This window comes from Blastocatellia bacterium (genome assembly GCA_035275065.1).
GTDB lineage: Bacteria > Acidobacteriota > Blastocatellia > UBA7656 > UBA7656 > DATENM01.
This window is the reverse complement of the sequence record DATENM010000055.1, coordinates 55376-73042: the sequence shown is the minus strand read 5'-3', so window position 1 is coordinate 73042 and position 17667 is coordinate 55376. Positions and strand designations below refer to the sequence as shown.

Annotated in this window: 14 protein-coding genes; all 14 read left to right on the top strand. The window is 61.0% G+C overall.

The annotated features are described in order from the left end of the window. Nucleotides 1-112 precede the first annotated feature (112 nt). On the top strand, nt 113-721 hold the full coding sequence (gene cysC / locus VJ464_12915) for an adenylyl-sulfate kinase (protein ID HKQ06030.1): 609 nt from the start codon (nt 113-115) through the stop codon (nt 719-721). A gap of 78 nt (nt 722-799) precedes the next feature. Next, a complete protein-coding gene (locus VJ464_12910; protein ID HKQ06029.1) occupies nt 800-2146 on the top strand; it encodes an alkaline phosphatase family protein in 1347 nt (448 codons plus the stop codon). 6 nt (nt 2147-2152) lie between these two features. Further along, nucleotides 2153-2377 carry a DUF2281 domain-containing protein gene (locus VJ464_12905; GenBank protein HKQ06028.1) on the top strand — a complete coding sequence of 75 codons (225 nt, stop codon included), beginning with the start codon at nt 2153-2155 and terminating at the stop codon, nt 2375-2377. Nucleotides 2378-2413: 36 nt separating this feature from the next. Continuing rightward, nucleotides 2414-4024, top strand: a complete 1611-nt coding sequence (locus tag VJ464_12900; protein HKQ06027.1) for an alkaline phosphatase family protein — start codon at nt 2414-2416, stop codon at nt 4022-4024. 42 nt (nt 4025-4066) lie between these two features. Further along, on the top strand, nt 4067-5668 hold the full coding sequence (locus VJ464_12895; GenBank protein ID HKQ06026.1) for an alkaline phosphatase family protein: 1602 nt from the start codon (nt 4067-4069) through the stop codon (nt 5666-5668). An 8-nt stretch (nt 5669-5676) separates the two neighbouring features. After that, complete coding sequence (locus VJ464_12890) at nt 5677-8337, top strand: YfhO family protein (protein HKQ06025.1); 2661 nt, start codon at nt 5677-5679, stop codon at nt 8335-8337. Between the two features lie 6 nt (nt 8338-8343). Further along, nucleotides 8344-9960 (top strand): oligosaccharide flippase family protein, encoded by a 1617-nt coding sequence (locus tag VJ464_12885; protein ID HKQ06024.1) that lies wholly within the window; start codon nt 8344-8346, stop codon nt 9958-9960. 75 nt (nt 9961-10035) lie between these two features. Continuing rightward, nucleotides 10036-11712, top strand: coding sequence for an alkaline phosphatase family protein (locus VJ464_12880; GenBank protein HKQ06023.1), 1677 nt, complete (start codon nt 10036-10038; stop codon nt 11710-11712). Nucleotides 11713-11819: 107 nt separating this feature from the next. After that, nucleotides 11820-12317 carry an AP2 domain-containing protein gene (locus tag VJ464_12875; GenBank protein HKQ06022.1) on the top strand — a complete coding sequence of 166 codons (498 nt, stop codon included), beginning with the start codon at nt 11820-11822 and terminating at the stop codon, nt 12315-12317. Between the two features lie 36 nt (nt 12318-12353). Then, nucleotides 12354-13070, top strand: a complete 717-nt coding sequence (locus tag VJ464_12870) for a glycosyltransferase family 2 protein (protein ID HKQ06021.1) — start codon at nt 12354-12356, stop codon at nt 13068-13070. Continuing rightward, nucleotides 13070-14164, top strand: coding sequence for a lysylphosphatidylglycerol synthase transmembrane domain-containing protein (locus VJ464_12865; protein ID HKQ06020.1), 1095 nt, complete (start codon nt 13070-13072; stop codon nt 14162-14164). The genes VJ464_12870 and VJ464_12865 overlap by 1 nt, the downstream gene beginning before the upstream one ends. A 6-nt stretch (nt 14165-14170) precedes the next feature. Then, entirely contained in the window at nt 14171-14926 is a 756-nt protein-coding gene (locus VJ464_12860; protein ID HKQ06019.1) for a glycosyltransferase family 2 protein, read from the top strand. 12 nt (nt 14927-14938) lie between these two features. Beyond that, a complete protein-coding gene (locus VJ464_12855) occupies nt 14939-16210 on the top strand; it encodes a glycosyltransferase family 4 protein (GenBank protein ID HKQ06018.1) in 1272 nt (423 codons plus the stop codon). Continuing rightward, nucleotides 16161-17654, top strand: a complete 1494-nt coding sequence (locus VJ464_12850) for an oligosaccharide flippase family protein (GenBank protein HKQ06017.1) — start codon at nt 16161-16163, stop codon at nt 17652-17654. The genes VJ464_12855 and VJ464_12850 overlap by 50 nt, the downstream gene beginning before the upstream one ends. Nucleotides 17655-17667: the final 13 nt, after the last annotated feature.

The following is a 17667-nucleotide window of genomic DNA, read 5'->3' as shown; positions in this document are numbered from 1 at the left end:
TCGCCGCGTCTCTCTTTCCCAATCAGTGGCGGTCGTGTATATTCGCTACTTTGCGCAAACCGCGAGTTTGCGAATAGAATGATTAATCTCGCACTTTATTAGAGGAGCTGACATGGAAGGAAAGGGAGTAACCCTGTGGTTCACAGGGCTTTCGGGCGCCGGCAAGACAACGCTGGCGCGCCTGGTTGAAACCGAGCTGCGCCATCGCGGTCACAAAGTCGAAGTCCTCGACGGCGACGTGGTGCGCACGAACCTGTCTAAGGGCCTGGGCTTTTCGAAAGAAGACCGCGACACCAACATCCGGCGCATCGGCTTTGTCTGCAATCTGCTGACGCGCAATGACGTTATCGCCATCGCCGCCGCCATCTCGCCTTACCGCGACGTCCGCGACGAAGTGCGCCGCGACATCGGCGCGTTTGTCGAAGTCTTCGTCCAGTGCCCCATTGATGTGCTGGCCGAGCGCGACGTCAAAGGGCTGTATAAAAAGGCCCTGGCCGGCGAGATCAAGAACTTCACAGGCATTGACGACCCCTACGAAGCGCCGCTCGCGCCCGAAGTCACCGTCGATACCGACAAAGAGACGCCTGACGAGAGCGCCGCGCGCATCATCGCCAAACTCGAAGAGCTGCAATACGTCGCCGTTGCGAGCGCAATGGATACCTACAGCGACGCCGACGACGCTGAAGTCCGCCGCCGCCTCGAAGCGCTCGGCTACGTTTAGTAAACAGTGACGAGTGACAAGTGACAAGAAGCGCCGCTTGGTTCCCTCTTGTCACTTGTCACTTGTCACTTGTCACTTATGAAATTATTCGACCGGTTCAAAGCGAAAGAGCAAAGCCAGCGCGCCGTGCTGATCGGGCTAGACGGCACGCCCTGCACGCTTGTCGAGCAGTTCATCAAAGACGGCGCGATGCCGAATATGGCGAAGCTCTGCGCGAATGGCTCGCTGCTGCAAATGGATACGTCAATCCCGGACATTTCGTCGGTCGCCTGGACCTCGTTTATGACTGGCGCCAATCCGGGTCGTCATGGCATCTACGGTTTTCTCGACCTTCAGCCGAACAGCTACAAAATCTATTTCCCGAACTCGCGCCACATCAAGAGCGAAACGCTGTGGGCGGTGGCCAACCGGGCAGGGAAGCGCGCCATCATCATCAACGTGCCCTCGACCTATCCGGCACAACCGCTCGACGGCATCCTGATCGCCGGGTTCGTCGCCGTGGACATCAACAAGGCAACTTATCCGGCGTCGCTCGTTCCGCGGTTGCAGGCGATGGATTACCGCATTGACGTGGACGCGCGCAAGGTGCAGCAATCGCACGACGCCTTGATGGACGACGTGCTGACGACGCTCGACCGCCGCGTCAAGCTGTTGCTTGAGCTATATGACAAAGAGCCGTGGGATCTATTCGTCGGCGTCGTCACCGAGACCGACCGCTTGCAGCACTTCTTCATGGACGCGATGGCCGACCCGGCGCACAAGTATCACTCGGCGTTCCGCGATTTCTATCAGCGCATCGATGCGTTCCTCGGCCAGATCGCCGAGCGCCTGAAAGACGAGACCATGCTGATTATGAGCGATCACGGTTTTACGCCCATCAAGCAGCAGGTCTACTTGAACCGCTGGCTGGTTGACCACGGCTATTTGAAGTTAAAAGAGAACCCGCGCTCGATTGAAGAGATCGCTGACGGCTCGCGGGCTTTCGCGATGGACCCGGGGCGCATCTACATCAACGTCAGAGGCAAGTATCCGAACGGCACAGTCGAGCCGACGGACGCCGCGCGCCTGATTGCCGAAATCAAACAAGGGCTGTCGGAAATCAGCGACAACGGCGCGCCGGTGGTGCAAAAGGTCTACGAGCGTGACGAATTGTTCAGCGGCCCTGTCATCAACCTCGCGCCCGATCTCTGTGTGCAGAGCCGTTATGGGTATGACTTGAAAGGCGCGGTCAACAAGACGCAGTTGATGGATCGCGAAGTCTTCACAGGCATGCACACGCAGGACGATTCGACGTTATTCATCAACTCTCCGGCGAGCCGCTTGCGCTCCGGTAAGCCTCACATCACCGACGTTGCGCCGACGCTGCTAGCGGCGCTCGGCCTCGACGTGCCAGCGACGATGGATGGCCGCTCGATGTTCCGTTAAGCTGAAATGGCGGAGGTGGAAGCGATGAAGTCCCTTGATGACAAAATCCGAGAGTTGCCGCCACAGTTGCAGCAGGAAGTCGAGAGCTTTATTCAATCGCTCTCTGAAAAGGCGAAGGCGAAAGACACTGTGCAACCGCGACTGGATTGGCGAGGGGCTTTGCAGGAACTGAGTGGAGAATACTCATCGGTTGATTTGCAGCACAAGGCGCTTGATTGGTGGAATGAGTAATGTACTTGCTGGACACCAATATCCTTCTTGAGATAAATGAAGACCGTAATCATAGGATTGGATGGCGCGACGTTTGACATCATCCGCCCGCTTGCGGCGGCGGGCCGCTTACCCGTGCTGGCGCGCTTGATGCGCGAAGGCGCGAGCGCGCCGCTGCGCTCGACCATCCTGCCAAACAGCTTTCCCGGCTGGGCCAGTTGCACGACCGGCACCAGCGAAGGCATGCACGGCGTCTTCGCGCCCTTCATCAAAAATCCCGGCAGCTACACGGTGCGCGCCATGAGCGGACGCGACATCATGACGCGCCACGTCTGGGACTTGCTCGGCGCGCAGACGGGCCGCTCGATTGTCATCAATGTGCCAACAGCTTATCCGCCCGAACCCTTGAATGGGCGGATGGTCACGGGGATGCTGACGCCCGGCCTGCAATCCGATTTCACTTACCCGGCGACGCTCAAAGACGAGTTGTTGCGTGCCGTGCCCGATTACATCATCGAGCCGTCGCGCATCCCTGACAAGCGCGCGCGGGCCGCCGAATTCCGCCGCGCTATCGAATGCCGCGAGCGCGCGCTTGCGTGGCTGATGCAGCAAGGCGAGTGGGATTTTCTGATGGTCGTCTTTTCGGTGCTTGATCGCGCCCAGCATGATTACTGGGCCGACATGGATGCGACGCACCCGCGCCACGACCCGCACACGCCCGCCGAGTTTCGCAACTTCATCCATGAAATCTATGAGCGGCTGGACGGCGCGCTCGGGCGCATCCTTGAGCGCTTGCCCGCCGACGTGCGCGTCCTTGTCGTTTCCGATCACGGCTTCTGTCCAGAGCTGGTCGAAGTGCGCGTTAACGAAGTGCTGGCCAGCGCAGGACTGCTCACCTTCAAATCGCCGGCGACCCGGCGGCAACGGGCGCAGGCCAGGGCGCTGAAAGAAAAGCTCGCCCGCCGCCTGTCGCCGCGCACTTTCAATGGCAACGTACTGGATAAGAAGGTTCAGTATGGCAGTGACTTTCTCAGCGAGATTGACTTCACGCGGACGCGGGCTTACTTCGCGCAGGACAAAGGCGTGTGGGTGAATCTGGCAGGCCGCGAGGCTCAGGGCTGCGTCCGCGAAAGCGAATTCGACGGGGCTGTTCATCAGGCGCGCATGGCGCTTGAGCGCCTGACCGATCCGACGGATAACCAGCCGGTCTTCGAGCGCGTCCTGCGTCGCGACGAAGCATTCAAAGGTTTGTGGTCTGACCGCTTGCCCGATCTGGTGATGGTGCCGCGCCGCGATGAGGTCGTTTACAACGAACGTCCCGGCTATGGCCAGGTGATGGTGCCTGCTGATTCGACGACCGGGACACATGCGCGCGACGGCATCTTCATTGCCTGGGGACGCGATATTGCGCCCGGCGTTGACTTTGCCGCGCCGCCGAATCTGCGCGATGTCGGGCCGACGGCGCTCGCCTCGCTCGGTTGCCCGCTGACGACTGATATGGATGGCCGTGCTCTGGTCGAGCTTTTCCCTGAAGTGACCGAGCCCTCGCGTGAGGGCAGCTCATACAAAGACGCGGCGCAGGCGGCGGCAGCCAATCGTTCGGTCTACAACGCCGGCGAAGAAGCGGAGCTGCGCGAACGGTTGCGCGCGCTCGGCTATATCGAATGATAAAAGCGCGCCCTGAAGTTGCCGCCACGCGGCGCGACGATTATGAAAATTCTCATCATCGGCCTTGATGCCGCGACCATCGAGTTGATTGAGCCGTGGGCCGCGGCAGGCCACTTGCCGACGCTGGCGCGGCTGATGAGCGAAGGCGCGTGCGGGCGGCTGATCTCGACGCCGAACATGCATAGCGCCTCGGCGTGGACATCGATCCTTACGGGCTTGAATCCGGGCCGGCATGGCCTTTTCGTTTTTTCAGACCGCAACTTTGCGACGGGCCGGCAAGAGTTCTTCAAAGGCGGCGACCGCGCGGGCCGCATCCTTGGCGATTACCTGGCGCGACACGGTCTGACGAGCGGCCTTCTGAACGTGCCAATGACCTATCCGGCAAACGCGCCTGCGGGCAGTTGGATGATCAGCGGACTGGACGCGCCGGCGCTGAATGAATCGGCTTTTTTTCCCGCGCCGCTGCGCGAAGAAGTCTTCAGCCATTTTCCCGATTATGCATTTACTCCCATCGGGCTCGGCGACCTGATGAAAGCCGGGCGCGTCGATGACGCCATCAGCGCGTGGCTGCGGCTTACGGAAACGCAAACCGCGGCGGCCGAGTATTTGATCGAACAACACCCGACCGATCTCTTCATGACCGTCTTCACGGCGAGCGACTGGGGCGGGCACAACTTGTGGAATTCGCCCGCGCAATCGCGCGATGGGCTGCGCCGCGTTTATAAATCCCTCGACATCGCGGTGGCAAGGCTGCTGGCGCTTGCGAACGAGCAAACACAGGTTTATGTCATCAGCGATCACGGCATGGGGCCGCACAGCGGCGCGTCTTATCACCTGGCCGAATGGCTCGAAGCGCGAGGTTTTATGGCGAGGCAATCATCCGCGCCGCCGCGCGCTTCGTTGATGAATGCAAGCCGTCGCGTCGCAAAGAATCTCCTGCCCGTTGCGATCAAGGAAACGATCAAATCGCGCCTCGGCGCCGAGCGCGTCAAACAGATGCAGGCCGCCGAGAAAGACGCCTTCTACGATTCGATTGACTGGCCGCGTAGCCGAGCTTACACAGAGCCGGGGCGTCACGTCATCAACATCAACCTCGCCGGCCGCAACCCGCAAGGCGTCGTTGCCGCTGCCGATTACCAGGGCGTCTGCGCCGAAATCAGCGCCGCGCTCGGCGAGTGGCGCGATGCGCGCGGCACGGCGGTGGTCGAGCGCGTCGCCCGCCGCGACGAGTTATATGCCGGGCCGTTTGTCGAGCGCGCCAGCGACCTCTACATCTACTGGAACCCGCGGGCTGCGTTTGGCGAGCCGCCACGCGAAGTCCGCGACCGGGGTTACTGGTGGAGCGGCGATCATCGGCCCGAAGGCATTCTGATTGCGCGCGGGCCGGGCATTGCGCCGGGAGCACGGTTGGATGAGCCGGTCGTCTACGATTTCTTGCCGACGTTGATATACGCGGCGGGCTTGGCGGTTCCCGATGACCTCGATGGCCGCGTCATCGAGCGAGCGTTCAGCGAAGCCCATCTGAGCGCGAATCCGCTGCGCATTGACCGGGCGACAGGCGACACCGCAGGCGCGCCCGGCACGTTGAGCGAGGCCGAAGAAGAGTTGATTGAAGAGAAGCTGCGCGCGCTCGGCTACCTGTAAGGCGAAAGATGAAGGCGGAACCCGAAATCAACCCCGGCGACAGCGCAGCCACATCGCCACAGGCCGGCGCAGAAAACTCGCCCTCTCTTTCTCCTACCACCTGGCAGCGCCATGCAATCAACCTCGCTTCGCTTGTGGCTCTGCTGCTGGTGATGTTCTGGCGCGTCTTCCTGCTCGGCGAAACACTGATCGATGTGGCGACGCTGAACAACCAGTTGCCCTGGGGCTACAGCGCAGGCCCAAGCGATTACCCTTACAATCGCCGCGACCTCACAGATATGTACGTGACCCGCGAGTATTTTGTCGTCGCGGCTTATCGTGATGGCGAGATGCCGTTGTGGAACCCGTACACGATGGCTGGCCATCCTATCTACGCCGATGGCGTGACGCGGACGCTGTCGCCGCTCCTGCTCTTTTATAAACTCTTCGACGTGCCGCTCGGTTATTCGCTGGCGCGCATCAGTGAGCTGATGCTGGCCGCGATCTTCATGTACATCTTCCTCGTCGCCCTCGGCGTCAGCGCGCGTGGCGCTTTGATCGGCGCGCTGGTCTTCGAGCTGTCGGCGCATGCGTTGTTGCACCTGACGGGCCTCGGCTGGTTCGGCGGATTGATGTGGCTGCCGCTAATCATGCTCTTCGTTGATCGCGCCGCCCGCCGCCAACAGTTCAGGCCGGCTTTGCTAGCTGGCGTGATGTTTGCCGCGCAATTCTTTTGCGGTTATTTGCCGAATCAGATTTACTACGCCGGGGCCATCGTTCTTTATTACCTGATCGCCGCCCACCTCGAATTCGGCAAGCTCGAAGGCCGCCGGCGAAGGCGAGCGCTCGGCAAGACCGTGGCGCTGATGGCGACGACCCTGGCGGTTGGTCTGATGCTGGCGGCGACGCAATGGGCGCCGATGCTTGAGCTGCTGCGTTACTCGAACCGCAAGATCGTCGGCGCGGAGATGGGTTACATCTACCTGCCGCCGTGGTACGGCTTGACGCTGATCTTTCCGAATCTCTTCGGCGCGGCTTACGACACGCGCACGCTGACGCTGTTTACGGCGCTTGGCGTGTCGCACGATCACATCCTCTACATCGGCGTTGCAGCGTTAGCGCCGCTTGGATTCGCGCTCTTCTGGTGGAAGCAGTCGAGACGCGGGGACACGGGGACACGGGGACGCGGCGAGGGAGTGCGGATTCCTGGCTCACCACGACAAGAGCATACGGAAAGTCCAACAATTCCCCGTGTCGCCGCGTCCCCGCGTCCCCGCGTCACTCTCTTCGCGTTGCTGGCGGCGGTCTCGCTGGTGGTGATGATGACGACGCCGCTTTATGTGCCGGTCACACGCTACGTCCCCGTGTTGCAGGTGATCCGCGTCGCCGTGCGCGCCGGAGTGATCTTTCATTTTGCGGCGGCGGTGCTGGTGGCACTCGGCGCAGACCTGTTGATGCAGGCGAGCGCCGATCTGTTCGGTGCCTTCGCCCGTTTGGCGCGACGATTCTTTTATGCCGCCGCCGCCTTTGTAGCGATGGCTACAATTGCTGCGTGGGTGATGAAGGCCACAGGCTTTGCCGCTGAGAGCGAAGCGCGCGGCTGGCGAGCCTATCTTCATCGGACGGCTGCCGCGCTCACGCCACAATTCCTGCCGCCCGATGCCGGCATTCTGGTGCCGCTCGGCATGCTGGCGATAGTCGCCGGGCTTTTCTGGCTGACGAGCGCCGGCCGCTTCAGCCGCCGGGCGCTGCTGGCCGGACTTTGCAGCCTGCTGGTCATTGATCTGTTCTGGTTGAGCGGGCAGTTCAACCAATCTTACGAGCGCTCACGGGTTTATCAAGCGACCGAAATCACCACGATGCTGCGCGGCTTGCCGCCCGGCCGCGTGCTGGTCGTGCCTGCCGACCTGGAATCGAATCGCCGTGTGTCGTCAAGCGAAGACAAGATCATTGCGCCGCCGAATACGCTGCTGCCGTACCAGATTCCGACCGTCGCCGGCAAGAATCAACAATTCCCGAAGTGGTATCGCGACTACGCTGCGCTCATCGAGCCGCAGCCGAACCTGAGCCATGTCGTTTTTAACGAGCCGCGCTCGCGTTACTTCGACCTGCTCGACGTGCGCTACGTGGTGACCCATGCCGATACGCCGCTTGATGGGTATGAGCGGCTGGCGACGGCTGAAGGCGTTGCGGTCTACGAAAACAAGAACGCTTTGCCGCGCGCTTTCTTCGTTGATCGCGCCCTCGCCGTGGCCAGCCATGCCGATGCAGTTGCCGCCTTGCGCGAGCCGACATTCGATGCGCGCCGCGAGGTGGTTATCGAAAGCGATGCGGGCTTGTCCGCAAACGCCACGCCTCCGCCAGTCGGGATGCAGGCGAGCGCCGACGCGGCGTCCATTATCGAAGACCAGCGCAATCGCGTGGTGATCGAAACGGCGAACCAAACAGACGCATGGCTGGTGTTGAGCGATAACTTTTATCCTGGCTGGCGGGCGGCGATTGACGGCAACCCGACAGAGATTTTTCAAGCGAACGTCACCATGCGCGCCGTCAAAGTTCCCGCCGGTCGCCATGTGTTATCATTCGTCTTTGCGCCGCGCGTCTTCAGGGCGTCTCTAGTGATAAGCCTCGTAGCGGCGGCGCTGCTCGGCCTGGGACTGGCGTTTGTCGCTGTGCGCCGCGGTAAATAAGTAAAGATCAACGGAGCAACGGTCACGATTTACGGTAAGATCAAAAAGACGGTCAAGCACACGCTGATCTTCGGCATCGGCAGCGTCGTCAACAGCGCCTTCGGGTTGGTGCTGGTGCCGCTCTACACGCGCTACCTGCGCGCCGCCGAGTTCGGCGTGCTGTCGCTGCTGACGATCACCCTGACGCTGGTCACCATCGTCCTGAAGTTCGGGCTCAATCACGCCTTCTTCCGCCACTACTACGACACCGAAGACCCTGCGCATCGGCGGCGCATTGTCGGCTCGACGCTCGGGTTTTTGCTGGTCTCCGGGGTGATTTCGACCGGCCTGCTCTATCTCTTAGCGCCGCAGGTGTCGTGGCTGGTCTTTTCGGGCGATGCCTCGAACGCCGGCCTGCTGCGGCTGATCTTTTTCATCAGCTTCTTCGAGATCATTTCGGTCATCCCCGATTCGATCTTGCGAGCGAACTTTAAATCGGCGCACTATTCGGCGCTCAACATCACGGCGTTCGTCGTGCAGCTCGCGGTCATCTGCTACCTGGTGATTTTCGTCGAGGCGAGCGTTGAAAACGTCTTGCGGGGCCGCTTGATCGGCTCGGCTTTTGAAGCGTTGATCTTCTTCGTCGTCGTGCGGCGCGACCTGAGCTTGAGCTTCTCTTCCAAGGAGCTGCGCGGCATGCTGGCCTTCGGCACGCCGCTGATCTTCAACCAGATCGCCATGACGCTGTTCATGATGATCGACCGTTTCTTCCTCGAACGCTATGGCAAGGCGCGCGATGTCGGCGTTTATGCGATAGCCAACACGCTGGTCTCGGTCGTTTCGGTGCTGGCAACCGTGCCCTTCAGCCAGGTCTGGACGGTGATGCGCTTTTCGGTGATGAACGAAGAGGGCGCCGAAGAATACTACTCGCGCGTGCTGACCTACATCACCTTCGTCAGCATGTTTTTGTCGCTGGGCGTGGCGGCGATTGCCGGAGACGGGCTGCTGAGGTTTGCGCGCTCGGATTACTGGCCCGCCGCCGGCATCATTCCGCTGCTGGCGATGGCGATGGTGCTGGACAGTGCCGCCCGCGTCCTCAACATCGGCATCACCTTAAAGAAGCGCACTATCTACGCGCCCATCACTATTGCCATCGCGCTGGCCTTCAACATCGCGCTGAACTTCGCGCTGATCCCGCGTTATGGAAGCCCGGGCGCAGCGGTTTCGACGCTGCTCTCTTACGCGGCGTTCTGCGGCTTGCGCTTCTGGGCGTCGAACCTGTTTTACAAAGTGCGTTATGAATGGGGGCGTGTCTTCACGGTCGGCGGCGTCGGCGCGCTCGTGGCGGCGGCTTTCTATGCGATTGATTATCTGCGTGGCGACCTGAGCGTGATGTCGTACGACGACCCGCACCGGCGGCGCTTGATTTATATATCGGCGGTGGCAAAGGTCGGGCTGGCGCTGGCCTTCCCGCTCATCCTTCTGGCGCTCGGTTTCTATGACGAGCGTGAGCGGCGGCGGCTGGCAGACATCTATAGGCAAGCGCTCGGCACGCTCCGCAATGGCAAGCTGGAAAGTGTCAAGCCTGACAACACTGACGACATGCCGATCAATGCTGAAAAGAGTTTTGATGCCGGTGATTAAACCGCCTCGCCGCCTCACAAGCCAACATGGGTTGAGAATCGCGCCATAATCCTGTAAATTTCTTAGTCTTTTGTTATGAGCAAAAAAGTTCTCTTCATAGGTCTGGATGGGTCTACATTTGATCTGCTTGATCCGCTGATGCAAAAAGGATTGATGCCGCGCCTGCAAGCCTTCATCAACGAAGGCGTGCGCGGCTGGCTGGAAACGACGATCCCGCCCATCACGCCGACCGCCTGGGTGTCGTGGATGACCGGCAAGAATCCCGGCAAGCACGGCGTCTTTGAATTCCTGCTGCGGCGCAAAGGCTCGAACGCCCTGCCCGATCAGCCGGTCAGCGCCCGCGCCCGCGACGGCCTGCCTTTCTGGGACATTCTCGGCCAGATGGGCAAGCGCGCCATCGTCACCAACATGCCTTGCACCTATCCGCCGACGATGGTCAACGGCGTGATGGTCGCCGATTTCCTGACGCCGCGCGGTCGCCGCGACTTCACCTATCCCGAATCGTTGCTCGAAGAGATCGAATCGCGCTTCGGCCCCTATCAACTCTACATCACCGAAGTCTACGCCCCCGGCAAGGTTGACAACATCCTCAATCAGCTCTTTGACGAGCTGAAGTACAAGACTCAGGTGAACCGCTACCTGATGGACAATTACGACTGGGATGTGTTCGCCACACACTACTGGGGCACGGATCGGTTTCAGCACGAGCTGTGGCATTTGCTCGATGAGTCGCACCCGTTTTTTGACCGCAAAGAGCATACGGCCAACATCGAGCGCATTCACGAATACTGGAGCGCGGTTGACGCGATGCTCGGCGAGCTGTTGGATGCGGTTGGCCCGGACACGACGATTTATATGGGCTCGGATCACGGCTTCGGGCCGATCAAGAAGTTTCTCTGCTTCAACGTCTGGCTGATCGAGCAAGGCTTGCTGGTCTTGAAGCGCGACGCGATGACGCGCTTCAAGCGCGCCCTGTTCAAGCTGGGGCTGACGCCTGACCTGGCCTATCGTTCAGCGATGAAGATGGGATTGGCGCACCTGCGCCTGTCGGTCGGCGTGTCGAATCGCTCGACGTTGATGAAGCTGGCCAACGCCCTGATGCTGTCGCTCGACGACGTAGACTGGTCGCGCACCGTGGCTTTTTCTAAGGGCAACTACGGGCAGATATTCATCAACCTGAAGGGGCGCGAAGCCAACGGCATCGTCGAGCCGGGAGCCGAATACGAGCGCGTGCTGGCGGAAGTGAGTCGTAAGCTACGCGACTTGACCGATCCCGAAACTCGCCAATCGCTGATCGGCCCCATCTGGCGGCGCGAAGACCTCTACACCGGGCCGCATATCGCGCAAGCGCCCGACCTGCAATTCTTGCCGGCGGATATGTCGAACAAGCCGCTCGGCACGCTCGACCTGACCTCGAACAAATTCATCACGCCGGTCTATGGCAATTCGGGCGATCACCGCATGCACGGCATCTTTTTGGGGCGCGGCCCTGAGCTAAGGCGCGGGGCGAGCGTCGAAGGCGCGCGCATCATCGATTACGCGCCGACCATCCTGCACTCGTTCGGCGTCGAAGTGCCCGCGGACATGGATGGGCGCGTGCTGGAAACGATCTTCACCGACGATTATATGGCTCATCATCCCGTGCGGCTGACTGACGCGGCTTTCGCCGAGGCGGAAAAGAGCGGCGCAATGACCGACGAAGAGAGCGACGAAATCCGCGAGCGGCTGCGCGGCTGGGGCTATTTGGGATAGGCTGGAAGTAAAGACAAAAGCAGAACTGGCAGTAAGCCGCCGGCGTTTGGTAGGCACCGACGGTGGGGGTTTGTGAACAAATTCAACAAGGGAGAATCAGGCAAATCATGACAAAGAGTGGTCACAAGGGGATCAGCCGCATCGATCAGCCTTCACGCAATACCTTCGGCTGGTATGTCCGCGTGATGTTTAATGGCAAGCAGGTCTCTAAATTTTTTAGCGACAAAGTTCATGGCAGCAAAAGGCAGGCGCTCGACGCGGCGGTGACTTACCGCGACGAGGCCGAGAAGAAGCTGGGTCGCCCGCGCACAGACCGTCAGGTCATTGCCCGGCAGACGCGCAACACCTCGGGCATCGTTGGCGTCCAGCGCCGCACCAAGGTCGTGCGCACCAAAGATGGCGAGCGCATCGTCAGCAAGTATTACGTCGTCACCTGGAACCCGGAGCCGGGCCGCGTCGAGACGATCTTCGTGCCGGTTGAGAAGTACGGCGAGCGCGGCGCGCTCTTGAAAGCCTGCTCGATCCGCCGTGAGAAAGAGAAGCAGATTTACGGCACCGTCTTGCGGACCAACTGGGAAGCCAGCCTGGCAAAGCTGGTCTCTTAAGGCGCGCCTTCGAGTTTGTGGGACGGATTACTGAAGATGCCATTCGACTCCATCTCGGCGGTCTTGCCCGCGTACGACGAGGAAGAAAACATCGAGAAGGCGACGCGGGACATGGCCGCCGTGCTGGGTGGACTCGGCCTGCGCGACTGGGAAGTGATCGTCGTCAATGATGGCTCGCGAGATCGCACGGGCGAGATTGGTGATCGGCTGGCCGCCGAAGACCCGCGGCATATTCGCGTCTTTCATCACCAGCCGAATCGCGGTTACGCCGAAGCCTTACGCACAGGCTTCGGCAGCGCGCGGCACCAGTTGATCTTTTACACAGACTCGGACAATCAATTCGATGTCAAAGAGATGCCGCGGCTGTTGCCGCTGATTGAAGAGGCCGACATCGTCTGCGGCTTCCGCATCTATCGCTTCGACCCGCTGACGCGGCTGATTCTGAGCTGGGGGTTCAACCTGCTGGTGCGAATCATGTTTCGCATCAACGTGCGCGACATCGATTGCGCTTTCAAGCTCTTTCGCCGCGAAGTCTTCGATAAAGTCACGATTGAATCGAAGAAGTTCTTCGTTGACGCCGAGGTGCTGGCGAAAGCCAAGTATTACGGCTTTCGCCTGGTCGAGATCGGCGTGCGCCATTACCCGCGCCCGGCGGGCCGTTCGACAGTGCGCGCCAGCCATATCATTTCGACGCTCGGCGAGCTGGCGCACATCTGGATGAACATTCACTCGAAGCCACGCGGCAAGCGTTAATGTCGCGCCAGGCGGTCAGCTTGCGCGACATCGAACAACTGATGCAACGACGCCAACCGAAAGCTCCGTCACCGACGAACGCCGCGCCGCGCGGCATCAGCCTGCGCGGCCTCGCGCAAGTGATTATCGGCGTCGGCGCGCTGGCGCTGGTTATCGCCCGCTCTGATCTGCACAGCTTGCTCGAAGCGATTCGCTCGACCCGCGTCGCCTATCTGCCGCTCGCGGTGCTGGCGTCGTTCGCGGTCACCTGGCTGATGGCGTCGCGCTGGCGGGCCATTCTCGCGGTGCGCGGCCAGAGGTTCAAAACCTACCGGCTGTTTGCGGTCTACCTGATCGGCATCTTCTTCATGAATTTCATTCCGGGCGGCGGCGTCAGCGGCGACGTGGCGCGCTTGATCTACGTTGACCGCGAAGTGCGCGACAAAGCCTTCGTGCTATCGACGCTGGTCTACGAGCGCATGGTCGGCGGCTTTATCATCCTGCTGCTCGGCCTCGTCGCCAGCGTCGCCAGTCACAGCTACGCGCAGACGAACCGCGTCGTCTTGAGCGAAATCGTTCTCGCCGTCGCTTTCGCGGCTGCGGCGATGTTGATGAGCGAGCGCGTCTCATCGCGGCTGGCGCGGGTTTGTCGAGCATTGGGCGGGCGCTTCAAGCTGGAGCGCTTTGGTCAGGCGGCGGCGCGCACCCTTGAAGCCATTTCCGAATTGCGCCACCACCGACGGATGGTGATAAGCACGCTGGCGCTATCGGTGCTGGTGCGCGCGGTCTGGAGCCTGGGTTGTTACATTGTCGCGCTGGCGCTCGGCTTGCCGCTCAGCTTTGCGACAGTCTTCGCGTTTATGTCGCTGGTTGACCTGGTGCGCATGCTGCCCGTATCGATTGGCGGCATTGGCGTGCGCGAATGGCTGTTGGTCGCGCTATTCGCCGGCGTCGGCCTGAGCCGCGAACAGGCGCTGGCCTTCGCGCTGCTGGCGTTTGCGCCAATCTACTGCAACGCCATCGCCGGCGGCATCATTTACATCTCGATGGCGCGGCTCAAGCAGCCAGAGCGGCCCATCGCCGAACTCGATTTGAAAGGCTCGGAGGCCGGATAGCCAGCCATGTACCGCCATCATCGCATCGCCGTCGTGATGCCGATTCACAACGAAGAAGACCGCATCGAGCGCGCCATCGGGCGGGTGCCGTCGTTCGTTGATCTGATCATCGCCGTAGACGACGCCAGCCGCGACAACACGGCGGCGCGATTGCGCGACATCGCTGATGGGCGATTGATCGCCATTCGCCATGCGACGAATGGCGGCGTCGGCGCGGCGACCAAGACCGGCTATCGGCGGGCTCTGGCGACCGGCGCCGACCTGATCGCCGTGATGGATGGCGATGGGCAGATGGATGGGCGTGACCTGCCCGCATTGCTAGACGCGGCCATCGCCGGGGCCGATTATGTCAAAGGTAATCGCTTCCTGCATCGTGAATCGCTCAGGGCCATGCCGCTTGCTCGTTTGATTGGTAACTGGCTGTTCAGTCAGTTGACGCGGCGCGCGGCGCGCTGTGCCGTTCGCCTTGACGCGCAGTGCGGCTACACGGTGATCCGTCGCGCGGCGTTGAAAGGCTTGCCGCTCGATACGCTGTACGACCGCTATGGCTTCCCTAACGAAATGTTATTTGCCGCCGTGCGGGCGCGGCTTCGAGTCGCCAGCGTCGCGGTGCGCAGCATTTACGAAACCGAAGTGTCCGGCATCAACCCGCTGACCGCCGTTCCAATGATCGGCTTTCTGATCGCACGCCACTGGTGGCGCGACCGGCTGGCGCAGCTAACCTCTGAGCTGGGCCAGCCGGTCGAGTGGCTGTTGAAGTGAGTAAGCCCGCCTGTGAAACCAGAACTCAAACCCCGGTTGTTGATTCTTACCAGCTCATTCCCGTGTGGGCCGGATGATGAGACCTGCGGTTACGTTCGCCAGTTCGCGCGCCATCTGGCGGCTGATTTCAGCATCACGGTGCTTGCGCCACCAGCCGATCAAACCGTCGCGATGACTGGAGAGCCTTACAGATTGGTCCGCTCTGCGCCGCTCTTGCCTGCGCGGTTTAATCCTTTCCGGTCAGCGACCGATTTAAATCGTCTACGTGAAGCAAGCCTTATGACAAAGCTGGCTACCGCGATTGCGTTGTTGAGCTTCTTTGTCAGGGCTGCGCGGTTGGCTTTGAGGGCCGAGGTGATTTGCTCGCACTGGCTGTTGCCATCGGGGCTAATGGGCGCGGCGCTTTCAAAGCTTCTCGGCAAGCCGCACGTCGCGGTAGAGCATTCCGGCGCGTTGCATCTACTGGGGGGCTTACGCGGCGGCGCGCTTCTCACTCGCTTCATCGTTGCCGGTAGCCGGCGCGTGGTCGTTGTCAGCCAGGATTTGCGGCGCAAGCTCATCACGCTCTGTCCCGGCGCCGCCGACAAGTGTGAAGTGATGCCGATGGGTGTCGAAATGGAGCGGCGAGCCGATGTGGCGCAAGCTGTTAGCTTGCGCACAATGGATCACGCCCGAAATACAGCGCAAGCTGTCAGCTTGCGCCACATCCTTTTCATCGGGCGGCTGACGCGGATCAAAGGTGTGGACGTGTTGATCGAGGCGCTAGGCCATGAACAGAGCGCGCGGTTAACCATTGCCGGCGATGGCCCTGAACGAACACCTCTCGAACGATTAGCCGTCGAATTAGCGATCAACGTCGAGTTTCTCGGCCAGATCAATGCCGCGCATCGTGACGCGCTGCTGGCTTCGTGTGATGTCGTCGTGATTCCGTCGCGCCTGGCTGGCAACCGCAGCGAAGGCATGCCGGTGGTCTGCCTGGAAGCGATGGCCGCCGGTCGCGCGGTCATCGCCTCTAGCACAGGCGGGCTGGCGGAAATCATCCGCGACCCGCACAATGGGCTGTTGTTCGAGCCGGGCGACGCCCGTATGCTCGCCGAAAAGTTACACCGGCTGTTAGAGGATGCGGCACTGCGCCGGCGGCTCGGAGAAAACGCTCGGCGCACGGCGGCCGAATATGCATGGCCGCGCGTTGCCGCGGTCTATGCCCGGCTCATCAAGGAATCATTGAACAGGAATGCAATCCATACCAACACCAGCGCTGACGCCGAGCGCGCCGCCTGCTGACGTCGCGCGCGTTGCCGGGCGCGGCACGCTTTACATCAGCGCCGCCAAGCTCTGGTTCATTCTCAGCGGCCTCGGCATTCATTTCAGCCTGCCGCGGCTGATGAGCCAGGAGCAATTCGGCCTTTATCAAGTCGTCATCGGCATCGTTTCGATCATCAACGCCGTGGTCGTCACCGGCACGTCGCAAACCGTCTCGAAATACATTTCGCAGGATGAAGGTCGCGCCGATTCGGTCAAAGCGAAAGCCTTGAAGTTGCAATCGCTGGTCGGCGGCGCGCTGGCGCTCGGTTTCTTTCTGCTTGCGCCGCTGATTGCTAATTACTTGAACGATGCGCGGCTGACGAATCCGCTGCGACTGGCGGCGCTCATCACCCTGTCCTATGCGTTCTATTCGGTCTACACCGGTTACTTCAACGGTCAGAAAAAGTTTCTGACGCAAGCCGCGCTCGACGCGACTTATTCGACGCTCAAGCTGGCTTGCATCGTGTTACTGGTCTGGACCGGCATGGGCGTGATGGGCGGCGTCGGTGGCTTCGCGCTGGCCGCGGCGGGCGTGCTTGCGCTATCGGCGACGATTGCCGGGAAGGGAACGCGAACCGGCGAAGTGAAGGCGAAAGAGCTGTTCGCGTTTCAGTCAACCTTGCTGGCCTTCACGCTGGTCTTGAACCTCTTGCAGAAGGTTGACCTGATTCTCGTCAAAGCGCTGTCGTCGTCCGATGCTGACGCCGCCAGCGCCAACGCCGGTTTCTACGGGGCAGCCATCAACGTGGCGAATATCACATATCAAGTCATCATCTCGGCGACCTTCGTCATCTTCCCGCTGGTGTCGCAAGCGACGTTTGCCAATGACCGCGAGCTGACTCGAAGCTACATCGCTAACACGGTGCGCTACACGCTGATGATTATGGCAGGGCTGGCGACGCTATTTTCGGCCAACGCCGCCAGCGTGCTGCGCGTCATCTACCCCGAAGCGTATCAAGCGGGCAGTGGCGCGCTCGGCTTACTCGCTTTCGCAATGCTCGCTTTCGGATTGCTCTACGTGCTGACGACGATTATCTCGGCGAGCGGTCGCCCGGCAATCTCTCTAGTCATTGGCGTCGTTACGTTGTCAGCGAGCGCCGGCATGAACGCGCTGTTGATTCCGCGAGCCGGATTGGCGGGCGCGGGCCTGGCGACGACGATAGCTATGTTCGTCGGCGCAGGGATCGGCGCTGCCTATTTGCTCAAGCGATTCGGCGCATTGATGCCGCCGCTGTCACTGGCGCGTATCGCCGCCTGTTCGGCATTGATCTATGCCTTGTCGCTCGCCTACGCGCCGACCTCGAAGGTCATGATTGTGATAAAGCTGGCGGCGCTTGGCCTGCTCTATGTCGTTGGATTGATCGCCAGCCGCGAGGTCGGGCGCGGCGAGCTGCAACTGATTCAGCGAGTGCTGAGGAAGTGACAAGTTGATGAAT